14 protein-coding genes are annotated in these 12,326 nt (G+C 65.6%); 3 read left to right on the forward strand and 11 right to left on the reverse strand.

The window, feature by feature from the left end; all coding sequences use genetic code 11:
• Positions 1-72: 72 nt before the first annotated feature.
• The 9 genes from A7X65_RS25295 to A7X65_RS25335 all read right to left on the reverse strand — a co-directional run bounded on the left by A7X65_RS25295 (position 73) and on the right by A7X65_RS25335 (position 8,922).
• Complete coding sequence (locus A7X65_RS25295) at positions 73-747, reverse strand: YoaK family protein (RefSeq protein WP_245323807.1); 675 nt, start codon at positions 745-747, stop codon at positions 73-75.
• Positions 748-767: 20 nt separating this feature from the next.
• Positions 768-1,604 (reverse strand): formate dehydrogenase accessory sulfurtransferase FdhD, encoded by an 837-nt coding sequence (fdhD, locus tag A7X65_RS25300; protein WP_063690224.1) that lies wholly within the window; start codon positions 1,602-1,604, stop codon positions 768-770.
• A gap of 3 nt (positions 1,605-1,607) precedes the next feature.
• A complete protein-coding gene (locus tag A7X65_RS25305) occupies positions 1,608-2,207 on the reverse strand; it encodes an HdeD family acid-resistance protein (RefSeq protein WP_063690807.1) in 600 nt (199 codons plus the stop codon).
• Positions 2,208-2,399: 192 nt separating this feature from the next.
• Complete coding sequence (locus tag A7X65_RS25310) at positions 2,400-3,023, reverse strand: sensor histidine kinase family protein (protein ID WP_063690227.1); 624 nt, start codon at positions 3,021-3,023, stop codon at positions 2,400-2,402.
• A gap of 37 nt (positions 3,024-3,060) precedes the next feature.
• Positions 3,061-3,561 carry a Dps family protein gene (locus A7X65_RS25315; protein WP_063690230.1) on the reverse strand — a complete coding sequence of 167 codons (501 nt, stop codon included), beginning with the start codon at positions 3,559-3,561 and terminating at the stop codon, positions 3,061-3,063.
• Between the two features lie 105 nt (positions 3,562-3,666).
• Complete coding sequence (locus tag A7X65_RS25320; RefSeq protein WP_063690233.1) at positions 3,667-4,230, reverse strand: cytochrome b; 564 nt, start codon at positions 4,228-4,230, stop codon at positions 3,667-3,669.
• Positions 4,227-5,279 (reverse strand): catalase family peroxidase, encoded by a 1,053-nt coding sequence (locus A7X65_RS25325; protein ID WP_063690236.1) that lies wholly within the window; start codon positions 5,277-5,279, stop codon positions 4,227-4,229. Before A7X65_RS25325 ends, A7X65_RS25320 begins: the two co-directional genes overlap by 4 nt.
• 381 nt (positions 5,280-5,660) lie before the next feature.
• Positions 5,661-8,417: an ATP-binding protein gene (locus A7X65_RS25330; RefSeq protein WP_245323811.1), complete on the reverse strand. Its 2,757-nt coding sequence runs from the start codon at positions 8,415-8,417 to the stop codon at positions 5,661-5,663.
• 223 nt (positions 8,418-8,640) lie between these two features.
• A complete protein-coding gene (locus A7X65_RS25335) occupies positions 8,641-8,922 on the reverse strand; it encodes a hypothetical protein (RefSeq protein WP_063690242.1) in 282 nt (93 codons plus the stop codon).
• 315 nt (positions 8,923-9,237) lie between these two features.
• On the opposite strand from A7X65_RS25335, the gene A7X65_RS25340 reads away from it, so the two are divergent.
• Both A7X65_RS25340 and A7X65_RS25345 read left to right on the forward strand, forming a co-directional pair.
• Entirely contained in the window at positions 9,238-9,480 is a 243-nt protein-coding gene (locus A7X65_RS25340) for a hypothetical protein (RefSeq protein ID WP_063690245.1), read from the forward strand.
• Between the two features lie 225 nt (positions 9,481-9,705).
• Complete coding sequence (locus A7X65_RS25345) at positions 9,706-9,939, forward strand: hypothetical protein (RefSeq protein ID WP_063690249.1); 234 nt, start codon at positions 9,706-9,708, stop codon at positions 9,937-9,939.
• A 200-nt stretch (positions 9,940-10,139) separates the two neighbouring features.
• Here the strand turns inward: A7X65_RS25345 and A7X65_RS25350 are convergent, their stop codons facing one another.
• Together A7X65_RS25350 and A7X65_RS25355 are read right to left on the reverse strand one after the other, a co-directional pair.
• Entirely contained in the window at positions 10,140-11,060 is a 921-nt protein-coding gene (locus A7X65_RS25350) for a helix-turn-helix transcriptional regulator (protein ID WP_245323813.1), read from the reverse strand.
• A gap of 291 nt (positions 11,061-11,351) precedes the next feature.
• On the reverse strand, positions 11,352-12,077 hold the full coding sequence (locus A7X65_RS25355) for an IclR family transcriptional regulator (protein ID WP_430643467.1): 726 nt from the start codon (positions 12,075-12,077) through the stop codon (positions 11,352-11,354).
• On the opposite strand from A7X65_RS25355, the gene A7X65_RS43200 reads away from it, so the two are divergent.
• A complete protein-coding gene (locus A7X65_RS43200) occupies positions 11,973-12,245 on the forward strand; it encodes a hypothetical protein (RefSeq protein ID WP_245323816.1) in 273 nt (90 codons plus the stop codon). The genes A7X65_RS25355 and A7X65_RS43200 overlap by 105 nt on opposite strands.
• The last annotated feature ends 81 nt before the right edge of the window (positions 12,246-12,326 follow it).

The following is a 12,326-nucleotide window of genomic DNA, read 5'->3' on the forward strand; positions in this document are numbered from 1 at the left end:
CACCTGCTTCCGCGAACGAACGTCGCTTTGCCGAATGGCATGGCGTGACGGCGCGCGGCCGCGAGAGATCGCTCAACCGTGATCGTGGCCGGTCCGGTTCAGACGGCACCACAGCAGCGCGCACGCCGACAACGCGATCGGCACCGCAAGACTGGCCGCGCCGAGCCGCGTCGTCGCAAAGCCGCCGATGGCGGCGCCGCACAGGAACATCAGGCAGAGCACGAGCATGACGACGCCGCCACGCGAGCCATCGCGATCGGTGACCGACACGAACTGATCGATCGCGCGCAGCATGTTGCCGGTGACGGTGACCGAGAGATAGTTCCAGCGCTCGACGCGCCTGAAGCTCGCCGACTGCAGCGCGACACCGAAGGAGATCCCGAGAATGGCGAGCGGCTCAGAGATCCGGTGTACCAGCAGCATCACCACCGCAAGACAGACGATCTGCGCCATGAGACAGCGCAGCGGCGCCTGGATGCGGATCGCCACCCATGCGCCGAGAAGGAAGACGGCGAACGGGAGCAGGTGGTGCGCCGCGCTCTGCCATTGTCCCGAGAAGACGTCGATGCCGAGGAAGACGACATTGCCGGTCTGCGAGCTCGCGAACACACCGCCGAGCGAGAGCCAGGTGAAGGCATCGATGAAGCCGCCCGACAAGGTCAGCAGGGCCGCGACCGGCAGCGACCGTTCCGGTGCAAAGGCGGCGGCTCGCAGCTCGGCTGCGGGCTCCGGGGATGCGGCCTGCATCGCCATGCGATCGGCCGGGGTCAACACCCCGCGCGCGGCGCAGCCTCGTCGGGCAGCAGCACGCGTCGCGGATGCGTGAACACGCCGTATCCGTCATCCCTGGCAATCGCCACCAGCGTGATGCCCGCCTCCTTCGCGGTCTGGATAGCGAGCGCGGTCGGGGCGGACACGGCCACGACGACCGGCACGCCCATCATCGCCGCCTTCTGCACCATCTCGACCGAGACGCGGCTCGTCAGCAGCACGGCGCCGTCACAGGCCGGGCTGCCGTCGCGCATGATCGCACCGGCAAGCTTGTCCAGCGCATTGTGGCGGCCGACATCCTCCCTGACCGGGCCGATGCCGGTGCGGGGACTCCAGAACGCCGCCGCGTGAACGGATCGTGTTTGCTGGTTCAATGTCTGCAGGGGCGACAGCGCCCGCATCGCGCTCAACAGGTCCTCGGCCTGAAAGGCAACGGCACGGCCTTCCACCCGCGAGGGCGTGCGGCGTGCCTGTTCGAGGCTTTCGATGCCGCAGAGCCCGCACCCGACCGGACCGCTGATGGCGCGGCGGCGGGCGGCCATGGACGCCGCGCGGTCACCCTCGAGCCACATCCTCACCTCGATGCCGAGCTCGTTCGGGATCAGATCGATGCTCCTGATCTCGTTCCGCCGTTCGACGATGGCTTCCGTGAGGCTGAAGCCGATGCCGAAATCCTCGAGATCAGCCGGCGTCCCCATCATCACGGCATGGGTCGAGCCGTTATAGGTGAGCGCGATGGCGGTTTCCTCGGCGATCAGCCGTGAGGTGGACCGTGTCTGTCCGCCGCGCCAGGCAATCTCCCAATGCCGCGTGAATGTCGAACCCGTCATCATGGTTCACACCGCCGCCGGCTGGGCCGAATGGCGCGAGGCCCGGCTTCTGAGGGCGAGGCCGAATGCAATGAAGCCCCAGCCCTGGAAGATCAGGTCGACGACCAGCATCGCACCCAGCAGCCACAGGCCGATCGCCGGCCAGGCCGCCACCAGCAGGACGCCGACGCAGAATGTCAGAACGCCGGCAGCGACGATCCAGCGCCAGCCCGGAGCCGGCCGCATATGAAAGCCCGCCCATATCCGGATCGCACCGGCGACGACCAGGAACGCGCACGCGACAAGAGACAGCGTGAACGAGGCCAGGACGGGATCGCGGAGTATGATGATCCCAGCAGCGCCATAGACGATGCCCGCCAGCAGCCAGAACAGGAATCCCCGCATGCCGCGCACCGAGAAGGCATGCACGATCTGGAAGATGCCCGCGGCGGCCATGGTGGCGCCGATCACCAGCACGGAGGCGAGACTGGCGGCCATCAGGTTTGCGGATGCGATGCCGCCGAGGATCAGTTCACCTGCGCCCAGCGCGACGAACCAGCCCCATTTTCCGCTAATCGCATGGATGGCTCTTCCAAGCGACGCCTTCGAGTTCGAGATATCCGTCATGGCTTGACCCTTGCGCGTGTGACCGGTCCTCCGGTCATGGATGGCGCAAGCGTACACGCGGGTGCGCGCCCCATCTTTCGCAGAGGCGACCGTATTCTTGATCTGCACGATGCGGCGCGCCACGCTCGATGAGCTTGGCGGCACGGACGGGAAGCTCTGCGATGGCACACCATCGCCGCGCGCCTGCGCCAGTCAGGCCCGGCGCGGGATCTCCACGACGGTTCTCGTTGCGCCGGGTCCTACGCGGACGTCCATCGACCCGTTCAGACGTGCGACGAGCATCTCGACCGTGGAATGCGCGCCCCGGGTCCGCGCTTCGTCCGGTGGCCCATTGTCAATGGCACAGCACGTCACCGAATTGGCCGTCCCCCGGACCTCGAGCCGGATGCTGCCGGTGCCGGAGCGGACATGACGCGCCGATGCGGTGATCAATTCGAAGACGATCCTCCCGAGCAGCCAGCAGCGCTCGGAGCTCATCGTCAACGGCTGTAGCCGGAGGGACAGCGCGATGCCTTCGGGCTCGAGCCGTGAGCGACTGATCGACCTGCCCAATTGCTGGAGATAGGCCGCCAGATCCACGGTCGTGGCAAATTGCGGCATCTGCAGCGCGTGGTGAAGCCGCATATGGTTTTCCAGCCGGTCCTGCACCGATGCGAGGGCCGCCCTCGCCTCCGTGCCATCGCAGCTGCTCGCGGCTTCCGACACCATGTCGATCACGGACACCAGCTCGTCGTCGATCTGCTGCGCGAGCTCGCGCAGCAGCATCCGCTCGGCGCTGGCGCCGTCATGCGGCAGGAGCTCCGGGAGACCGCTCATCTTTCGCCAGCCTCCGGCCGCACGGCTCGCCCCGCACTTACGAATTCGGGCCGCCGCGCCCGGTTTCGTAGAGGAACCAGATCCGCCGCTCGGTCTCGTCGATCCAGTTTTCCAGCAGGCTCGCGGTGGCGACATCGCCATATTCGTCGCAGAGCTCGTGGACCCGGCGCATTTCACGCGTGAGCTGCTGGTTGTCGCTGCGCAGCTCGGCGAGCATGTCCAGCGGATCGACATAGTCCGCGTCGTTGTCGAGAATGCGCTGCTCGCGCGCGATCTGGCCGATCGAGCGCAACGTCGTGCCGCCGATCTTGCGCGCGCGCTCGGCGATGTCGTCGGTCATGGCGAAGATCTGTTCGGCCTGCTCATCGAGCAGGAGGTGGTAGTCGCGGAAGTGACGACCCGACACATGCCAATGGAAGTTCTTCGTCTTGAGATACAGCGCGAAGACGTCGGCCAGCAATGCGCGGAGCGCGGCGGGAACGTCCCGGTTCGCATTGGCTCCGAGATCCGTCGGGACTTGCAGGTCGGCTTTGGTCATGGTCGGTATCCTTGTTGGAGGTGGGAACATTTCTAGCGAGGTGGCGGACGACCGGTCTTTCCGTCCCGTCAGGATCATTCCCGGATCGCACGCCTGCCTGCGCGCTCATTCGGCGGGGTTCATCCGCTCCTCTTGCGGCAGCGGCGAGATCGTCGCGAACACATCGTCGCGACGGACCAGGGCGTGGAACAGCGCCGCCGCCACATGCAGCAGCACGAGCGCGAAGAACGCGAGGCCCAGATAGACATGGGCGTTCCAGAGCAGCGTATGCGCGCGGTCGCTCTGCGGCAGCAACGCCGGAATTTCGATCCCGCCGAACAGGACGACCGGATAGGCCGCCGCCCAGAGCATGCCGAGACCCAACAACGGCATGACGATCATGAAGCCGTAGAGCAACAGATGCGACAATCTCGCGCCGAGCTTGATCGCCGGCGGAAGATCGGCCGGCAATGGTGGCGCACCGAGGCGAAGCCGCAGCGCCAGCCTCGCAAGGACGAGGATGAGGAGCGCAACGCCGAGCGTCTTGTGGATCAGGATGAGCGGCAAGTATTTCGGCGCCACGGTGGAGACCATGCCGACGCCGATGAAGAGCATGGCGATGATGCAGAATGCCATCAGCCAGTGCAGCAGCCGCTGGATCGGGGCGAAGCGATGGGGAGCACCGGTCATGGCTTGGCGGCCCCGCTTCTCGGATAGTCCGCGGCTTCGGACGCGCGCAGGTCGTAGGATTTGCGGTAGACCGACGAGCGCGCGGCCGGGAAGGGATCGTCGGAGACGCTAACTCCCTGCGGCAGCACGGTCGGATCGAAATTGATGTCGCGGCAAGGTCCATCCCGCTCCGGTTCGATACGCTGCACGACCAGTGTTCCGACCTGCACCTTGCGCCGGCTCTCCGGCCAGGCCCTGCTCGGATCCGCAGTCGGATCGCCGGGATCGGCGACGGTGGTGACCATGGTCCATCGTTGCGGCGCGGACTTCACCCGCTCCGTAATGTCCTGCTCGAGGAAATCCGGGCCGCGCTTGTCCAGCTCCGCCTGCGTGATGGGAACAGGCGTTGCCGCGGGAACGAGCGACCAGCGCACGGCGTGCTCATCGCCCTTCGCATTCGTGAAGACGAAGCTGTTGAGACTGTTGTAGGGCTCCTCCGCGTAGCTCGCGGTCCACGGCGCCGACTTGGCCCAGGCCGCGAAGGCGGCGAACTCCGGGTTGGCGCGGATGAATGCCGCCATCGCCTCCGGATCCTTCTTGCCGGCCGCAACCAGCAGGTCGTGAAACGCATCTGGCGTGGAGACTGCAAAGACCGGCGGATTGATCATCGCCATCCGCCACGTCTCGCCGTCCGCCGCCGATATCTGCAGCCCGAGGCCGCGCACGCGCACGGTCGCATCCACCGCGTTCGGATCGGCGGTGCCGAGATTGAAGCGGCCGAGAGCGGGATAGCGGCCCTGCACGAACACCTTGGCGCGGGACAGCTCCACACCGTTTCCGTTCGCTTCGAAGGTGCCGGTGAAGCAGATCCCCTTGGCATGATTGCGGCGGTGTCCGAGCGGCGGGCCGCTCGGCGGCGTCAACGCTGCGATCATCCGATCCGGAGTAAGACGCCCCGGCGAGAGCCACCCCGCGGTAAAGGCGAAGGCTGCGGCGCTACAGCCAAGGACGGCCGCAATCAGGATGAGCGCTCCGAGGCTGGATCGCTCCGGTCTACCCGGCAGTTTCATCAGGTCTCCTTGCGACGCGAAGGGCGCCTCGCGATCGAACGCGCAGCTTTCCGCTCGAATGACATCTGATGTTTAGCGGGGTCACGCACGCGCGATCTTCCGAAACGCACCGTGAATTTCGCGAAGGCACGCCTGACCGCGTCGTTGCCGGCGGCGGTCGAAGCTGGTCGGGCATTTTGACAAGGTTTTGCGCCGCCGCCGCGGCCGCGTGCAATCCGGATACAAGCGCGCGGAACCGGAAGATCGCCTCGATCCGCCAGGGCATTCTGATCCCGCAACAGGTTGTGGAATGTTCTGGAGCACGGGGGATGCGGCGCTCACCGAGGCTGCAACGCGTCCGATCGATGGATCGGACGGCGCCCCCGGGTGTCCCCTAAGGTTTTAGGTAGCCAGGAGTTCGGCCATCATTGCCTGCGCGAGCTTCATGTCCGAGGTCTCGAAGCCTTCGGTGAATTTGCCGCAGACTTCGGCAAGAACGCCATGCGCATCCGCGGCACGGTTCTGACTCATCCGGAGCCTCGCGACGCTGATCGCCGTTCGCAGCTCCCAGGATAGCGCACCCTGCTCCTGTGCCACCAGGAACGCCTCGTCGAAGGCCTGTTCGGCCGCGGCCACCGAACGGCACTGGCCCGGATGCAGCAATAATTCGCCCTTGATCCGCCAGAGCTCGGCTGCATACCAGCGCTCGTCCCTCGCCTCGCACCTGGCGAGCGCCTGGTCGGCGGTCGCAAGGCCCTCCGACACTTCGCCGGCCGCACCGAGGCATGCCGCCAGCTCGCCGAGCGGAAGCAGGAAGCGCGGCAGGAAGCGCGCCTCGCCCGCCAGCTCGAGCGCTTTCTGAAGCAGCGGCAGTCCGGTGGCGATGTCGCCGTTCTTGGCCATCACCACGCCCCGGAAGGCACGTGCCCATACGTTCCACAGGCGGATCGGATGGCGCTCGGTGTGCTCGATCAGCATCGTGCAATAGCGCTCGGCCGCACCGAGATCGCCGGCGAGGAAGGCGACCGGGCAAGCGCCCTGGCCGAGGATGCTGCAGAACGTCAGGGCGTGGCCGCTCTCGCGCCCCTCCTCGACATTACGCGAGACCACACGCAATGCCTGGTCCGGCAGACCGAGCAGCCACAGAATCCGCGCCTGGAAATACTGCGCCGAGGCTCTGAGGTCGAAGCGGAAGCGGATGACCTGCGGCCTCGCGGCGAGATCCGAGAGGCGGGACAAGGTCCGCTGAATGTGGTCATGCGCCAGTCGCTGGTCACCAAGATAGTGCAGCGAAGTGGCGAGCAGCCGGTCGGCCATCATCCGGTCGACGGTGTTGCTGCAATCGGCCGCGACCTCGGCGAAGCGGTGTGCGAATTCTAGCGCCTTGCGAAACTCGCCGTTGTTGAACTGATCGATGGACAGACCCCAAAGCGCCCGCAGCAGGTAATCCCTGTCGCCGAGCTGTTCGGCAAGCTGCAGGGCCGCGGCCCAGGCAGGCCCGGCCTCCCGTGCTCTTCCGACGCCGTACATCAATGCCCAGCCACGCGCGGCCGACAATTGCATGCGGAGCCGGGGCGCGTTGGCGGCGCTCTCGTCGAGGCTGGCGAGGGCCAGTTCAGTCCGCTCGCGGCATTCTGACAGGAGCGACAATTGCACCCACAGCGGAATCGCTGCCGCGGTCAGCGCCGCGCCGATCTGCGCGTCTCCGCCGGACGAGAAGGCCCAGTCGAGGCACGCTCGCACGTTGTCGATGTGGCGGCCATAGGAGGCGAGCCATTCCGATTGCGGCTTCACCTCGCTGTCGCTCTCCGCACTCGCGAAGAAGCCGCAATAGTATTTCGCCTGGCGGCGGGCCGCGTCGGCGGCTTCTCCGGCGGCATGCAGCTTCTCCATCGCGTAGGCGCGCGTGGTATCCAGCAGGCGATAGTAGGGGCGGTCGCCGCGAATGTCGGCGAGGACGAGCGACTTCGCCACCAGATTGGCGAGATGCGCGGTGACATCACCGATGCTCTTGCAGGCGACCGCGATCACCGCCTCGAGCAGGAACTCTCCGGCGAATATGCCGAGCTGCCGCAGCAGGCGGGCTTCGGTCTCCGGCAGCAGGTCGTAACTCCAGTCGAGCGTCGCGCGCAGCGTCTGCTGCCGCGGCAGCGCCGTACGCCGGCCGGTCGTCAGGAATCGAAACCTGTCATCGAGAAGCGCGGCGATCTTCGGCGGGCTGAGCATCGCCGCCCGCGCCGCCGCGAACTCGATCGCAAGCGGAATGCCATCGAGCCGCCGGCAGATCGCCGCGACGGCGTCGAGGTTCTCGTCGTCGGACGCGAAGCTGGAGCCCAGCGCCCGGGCGCGCGTCGTAAACAGCTCCATGGCGGCATAGGCCGATGCCGCGCCGCGATCGAGCCGGGTTTGCGGCGGCACGCCGAGGGGCGTGACGCGATAGACATGCTCGCCGTCGATGCGCAGCGCTTCACGGCTCGTCGTCATGATCGTGGTGCCGGGACAACGGCTGACGATCGTCTCCGCGACCTGGGCCACGGTGTCGACCACATGCTCGCAATTGTCGAGGACCAGCAGCAATTTCCTGGCGCCGATCGCGCGTGCGATGGACTCAGGCGAAATTTCCTCGCCCTCGAGCTTGATGCCGAGCACGCTCGCTACCGCGGAGCAGACGAGCCTGGGATCGGACAGCGCGGCCAGCTCGACCAGCAATCGATCCGCGGCAAAACCGGCCGGCGGCCGTCTAGCGGCGTCCAGTGCAAGCGCCGTCTTGCCGATGCCGCCGGGTCCGACGAGGCTCACGACACGATAGGCCGAGAGCAGCTCCCACAGATGCGTGGTCGCAGTCGTGCGGCCGATGAGATCGAATGAGGCGTTGGGGATATTGGTCGACGGCAACACCGCAGGTGCGGCCGATCGTAGCGGGGCCTCGGCCTGCCGGATTTGCCAGACGCCGGCCAGGCGATAGCCGCGGCCGACGGTGGTGACGAGCATGTCGCGCTGCGACCCAAGGGCCTTGCGGATCGCCGCGATGTGCACGCGAAGTGCGCTGTCCTCGACGAAGACGCCCTGCCAGACCCGTTCCGTCAGATCGTTCCTGGTAACCAGTTCGCCCTGCGCCTGCGCCAATTCGGCAAGAATCTCAAAGGCGCGTCCTCCCAACGGAACAAGCTCGCCCGTCGAGCGCAACTCGCGTCGGGCAAGATCGACTTCCCATTCCCCGCACACATACACGGGTCGCTGGCCTGGCTCCGCCATCCTCGACAGCCCCGAGCGGTTTCTGGATCTCTTGTTCAGCCTACCACCAACCTTTCCGAAAAACACAGCTCGCCCGGCAGCCAATTCCGGCTTCGGAGCACCCTCATCACACTTCGATCCGGACGTCTCAGCAGCCGCGGCAGACCGATCCCTCGAGCATCTTCTCGAGGCGCGCGTCCTCCTTGGCGATGGCCTGGTCCGTGCCGAGCAATGGTCCGCCCATCGCATGACCGCCGCTCTCCGACGACGGAAGCGCGGTGCCGAGCGAGTTCGTCCCGGGCCTGCCGGCACTCGTGCCGAGCGCACCGCCGCTCGCCATCGACATCGAGGAGCCGGCGCCGCCGCGGGCATACGCTACGCCCGCGAGCGCAAGGCTGGTGACAACGCAGAGAAGCAGGATCGCCTTCATGGCTGCACTCCAAATATACTTTACGACCTGAATCCAGAACTGGGCGCCGCGCGCGATTTGACCATGCACGAACGCGCGATGGTTTCTGACATCGCTGACAGGATTCCCTGCGACACCGCACAAGGTATTCGTCGATAGCCGGGGCTCCATGTCCTGCACTCGGCCATCTTCGCGCGAGCGTGATGCACACGCACGGGCTTTGCGGGCCAAGCGACCTATATATCCCTGCATAGAAGACGATTTCGGAAACGCCACTAGCCGAGCAGCGATCATCGCCAAGCGACTCTCCGCACAAGGCAACAATGGAGATTCGCCATGACTGCATTCAAGATTCTGATCGCCACCGCACTGATCTCAGCAGCGACAGTGTCGTCGGCTTCCGCCGCCTGGTCCTTCGCCGACCAGGAGCCCGCAACCTATGCCTCGATGTATCCCAACCGCGACGTGCTAAACGGCGGCGCGTTGACACCGGCAGGACGCATCGGATTAGAGCGCGCCGGCGGCGCCGCTCCCGTGTTTGGCGCCGGCCACATTCACGGCTATCACTGGCGCCGATGACCGGGTGCAGTGAGCACATGATGCCAGCCGCAGGTACAAACGACCATCGTACGCGAGATCAAACAGAGCGACATGCGCGCGCAATCACCGTGGACATCGCGCGCATGACTCCGTGCAATGACGAAAATGATCGTTCGTTTGGCACTGCAGATCCGGTACGCGCATGCACATGTCTGGCAAGCGAGCCGAGGTGTTCCCGGCGTCGCTTTGTCAAGGAGACGTACGATGACTACACTGAAGCTGTTCTCGGCCGGACTGATCGCCGCGGCGATGGTTGCTTCCCCGGCGATGGCGCGCGAAGCCAATACGAATGCGCGCAAGATGAATGCCGACGCCTACGCATCGGCGCAGCGCGTTCCGGTCACGTCCAAGCGCAGCTGCGCGCGGGCTCCGGACGTCGGTGCTTATGCGACCGCCCCCTGGCGCCGTCCGCCCTGCGAGCCGACCTCCGGCTATTGATCGATCGAGCCGACGAGGCTCCTTCGGCGCGACGTCATTGCGTGCGCCGGGCCGAAGCGGACCGTCACATGGTCTCGAGGCTCTCGTCAGGAAAGAGGAATGGCAGCTTCTCGTGACGCTGTCATTCCTCCGATTCCGATCGGGCAATGACGGACCGGCCGCTCCGTCGCCGTCACCGCGCGGACGACCGAGACCTCCCGTCAGGAAAGAGTGTCGCCGCGAGGCAGGACGATATCGTAGGGCAATGTCCCCGTTCTCTCGAAACCCGCCGCAGCCGCGTTTCGCCATCGGCTCGGCGTGTCGCCGGTGAAGCGGCGGAACGTCGTCGTGAAGTGGGCCTGGCTCTGAAACCCCACCGCGAGCGCAATTTCAACAATCGACATCTCACAGTCGCGCAGCAGGTCCTTGGCCCGTCGTATCCGATGGCGCAGGATGAACTCGTGCGGCCTGCAGCCCGTCGCCGCCCGGAACTGCGCCGCGAAATGCATGCGACTCAAGCCGGCGGCCGCCGCCAGATCGGCAAGCACGATCTTCCGGCCGAAATGATTGTCGATGTAATCGATCACGCGCTTCAGGCGCCATTTCTGCAGTCCCTGGATCGGCTTCTCTCGTTGCTCGCCGGATTTCGACTGCTCCTCGGAGCGCAATGCGAACAGTCTGGCGAGCACCGCGAGCCGCAGCGCATCGGCACAGAGGGCCGTGTGATCTTCCTGCATGCTCTCGACGGCAAGGAGAGCTTCGGACAGGCCTTGAAGCACGGGATCGTCGGAAGCCGTAGCGCGATGACCGACCTCTGCTCCGTGATCCTGGATGAGCGCCAGCTTCGCCGAACTCGATCTGATCCCGGATCCGGACTGCGGCGGAATTTCAACCCGCAGCCGGCCGGCATCTTGGGCGGCCTCGCGCGGCGGCAGCCCGGGATGGCGCTGCGGGCGCGCCTCGATGGCAACGACCAAGGCGAGCTGCTCGAAGGCTATTGCGCTGGCGTCCCGAACCGGCACACCATGATCGCGCTCATGGGCAGCATCACCGACCGCATCCGAAAGCGATGCGAACGCTGCCGGCATGATGGCCGGCGATAGCCCAGCCCCTTCTTCATCCGCGATGGTCGTTGCAGGCACGTATCCATCATTCGATCGTCGCAATAGTTGAGGCATGGTCACGACTCTTGCTGTGATACTGAGGGGCACAGTCTTGCGAGGAAGGTAGCAAGGTAGGCAGCACTCGCCAGTTAAGAGACGCAAAATCAGGAATCTTCAGGTGCTCCAATCCGAGCCACCACCGCGCAAATCGAGGATGGGCGCGGCAAGGCGCGCCGGCTGATCAACTCGCCCAATCGATCCATTGGCAATCCCGATCGTCTCGCGATGCGCGCGAATGCGTGATCGGACAGTGTCGGAGGTGACGGCGCTCTAGAATGCGCCACTATGGAGCTGGGCGGCAAAGGCCCTGAGCTCCTCCTCGGCGATCTCCCATCCTGATCCGGACAGGATCGCCGGGCCCGAGCAGGCCAAGGCGGCCGGACGAACTCCGAAGCAGCCGGCCGGAAGCGGAATCGCGATGCTGCGCAGGCCTTCGGCATATTCGGAGAGAGTGCCGACGAAGCGGCTCTCGCGGGCAGCCGCGATGTCGCGCATCAAGGACGACATCGTCGTGCGGGTGTTTGATGCCAGAGCGACCAGCTTGCCGCGGCACAGCTCCTCCACTTCGCCATCGTCAAGCTGCGACAGGATCGCCTTTCCGCCCGCGGTCGCGTGAAGCGGCACCTTCTCGCCCAGCATGCACCGCGAGGTCAGCGGCGTCGACCCTTGCCTGCTGGCAATGACGACCATCGCGCCGCATTGTAATGCAGCGATATCCGCAGTGAGGCACGTCGCAGCGCTGAGCTCTTCGATCTTCCGGATCACGACACCCCGAAGCCGGCTGCCCGCGACGTAGACCGACGCAAGCTGTACCGCGAGCACACCGATGCGGTAGCGATCATCGCTGGTCCGCTCGAGCATGCCGATTTCGGTCAGGGAGACCAGGAAGCGATGCGTCGTCCCGTCGTCCCAATCGAGATGGCGCGCGATATCCTGCAGCTTGCAGATGCTGCAAGCGCTTTCATCGACGGCGTCCGGAATGAAGAGCTGAAGCAGGCTGCCGAGCTTCTGTACGGTTGGAACACGAAATCCCCTGCCCTGCGCTCCTTTCCGATCGCGCTTTCCGCTTCCTTCCGCCGCCCCACCCACTTTCGTCATCTCCGCTCGCCGTCACGAATTCGTGTAGCAAACGATCAGTACGTCGATGCGTCCATCACGCAATGATGGTTCATCGGCTACTGAGAAGGTCTTCTTGACACGGCAACGAGCTTCCCTGTACGACACCCGAGCAAATTTGCGCTTTCA

Source organism: Bradyrhizobium stylosanthis, assembly GCF_001641335.1.
GTDB classification, from domain to species: domain Bacteria; phylum Pseudomonadota; class Alphaproteobacteria; order Rhizobiales; family Xanthobacteraceae; genus Bradyrhizobium; species Bradyrhizobium stylosanthis.

Bases quoted from the DNA above. Each gene is read 5' to 3' on its own strand.
- A7X65_RS25310 (WP_063690227.1), bottom strand. From the start codon at position 3,023: ATGAGCGGTCTCCCGGAGCTCCTGCCGCATGACGGCGCCAGCGCCGAG.
- fdhD (WP_063690224.1), bottom strand. From the start codon at position 1,604: ATGATGACGGGTTCGACATTCACGCGGCATTGGGAGATTGCCTGGCGC.
- A7X65_RS25340 (WP_063690245.1), top strand. From the start codon at position 9,238: ATGACTGCATTCAAGATTCTGATCGCCACCGCACTGATCTCAGCAGCG.
- A7X65_RS25315 (WP_063690230.1), bottom strand. From the start codon at position 3,561: ATGACCAAAGCCGACCTGCAAGTCCCGACGGATCTCGGAGCCAATGCG.
- A7X65_RS25345 (WP_063690249.1), top strand. From the start codon at position 9,706: ATGACTACACTGAAGCTGTTCTCGGCCGGACTGATCGCCGCGGCGATG.
- A7X65_RS25305 (WP_063690807.1), bottom strand. From the start codon at position 2,207: ATGACGGATATCTCGAACTCGAAGGCGTCGCTTGGAAGAGCCATCCAT.
- A7X65_RS25335 (WP_063690242.1), bottom strand. From the start codon at position 8,922: ATGAAGGCGATCCTGCTTCTCTGCGTTGTCACCAGCCTTGCGCTCGCG.
- A7X65_RS25295 (WP_245323807.1), bottom strand. From the start codon at position 747: ATGCAGGCCGCATCCCCGGAGCCCGCAGCCGAGCTGCGAGCCGCCGCC.
- A7X65_RS25325 (WP_063690236.1), bottom strand. From the start codon at position 5,279: ATGAAACTGCCGGGTAGACCGGAGCGATCCAGCCTCGGAGCGCTCATC.
- A7X65_RS43200 (WP_245323816.1), top strand. From the start codon at position 11,973: ATGCGTCGTCCCGTCGTCCCAATCGAGATGGCGCGCGATATCCTGCAG.
- A7X65_RS25320 (WP_063690233.1), bottom strand. From the start codon at position 4,230: ATGACCGGTGCTCCCCATCGCTTCGCCCCGATCCAGCGGCTGCTGCAC.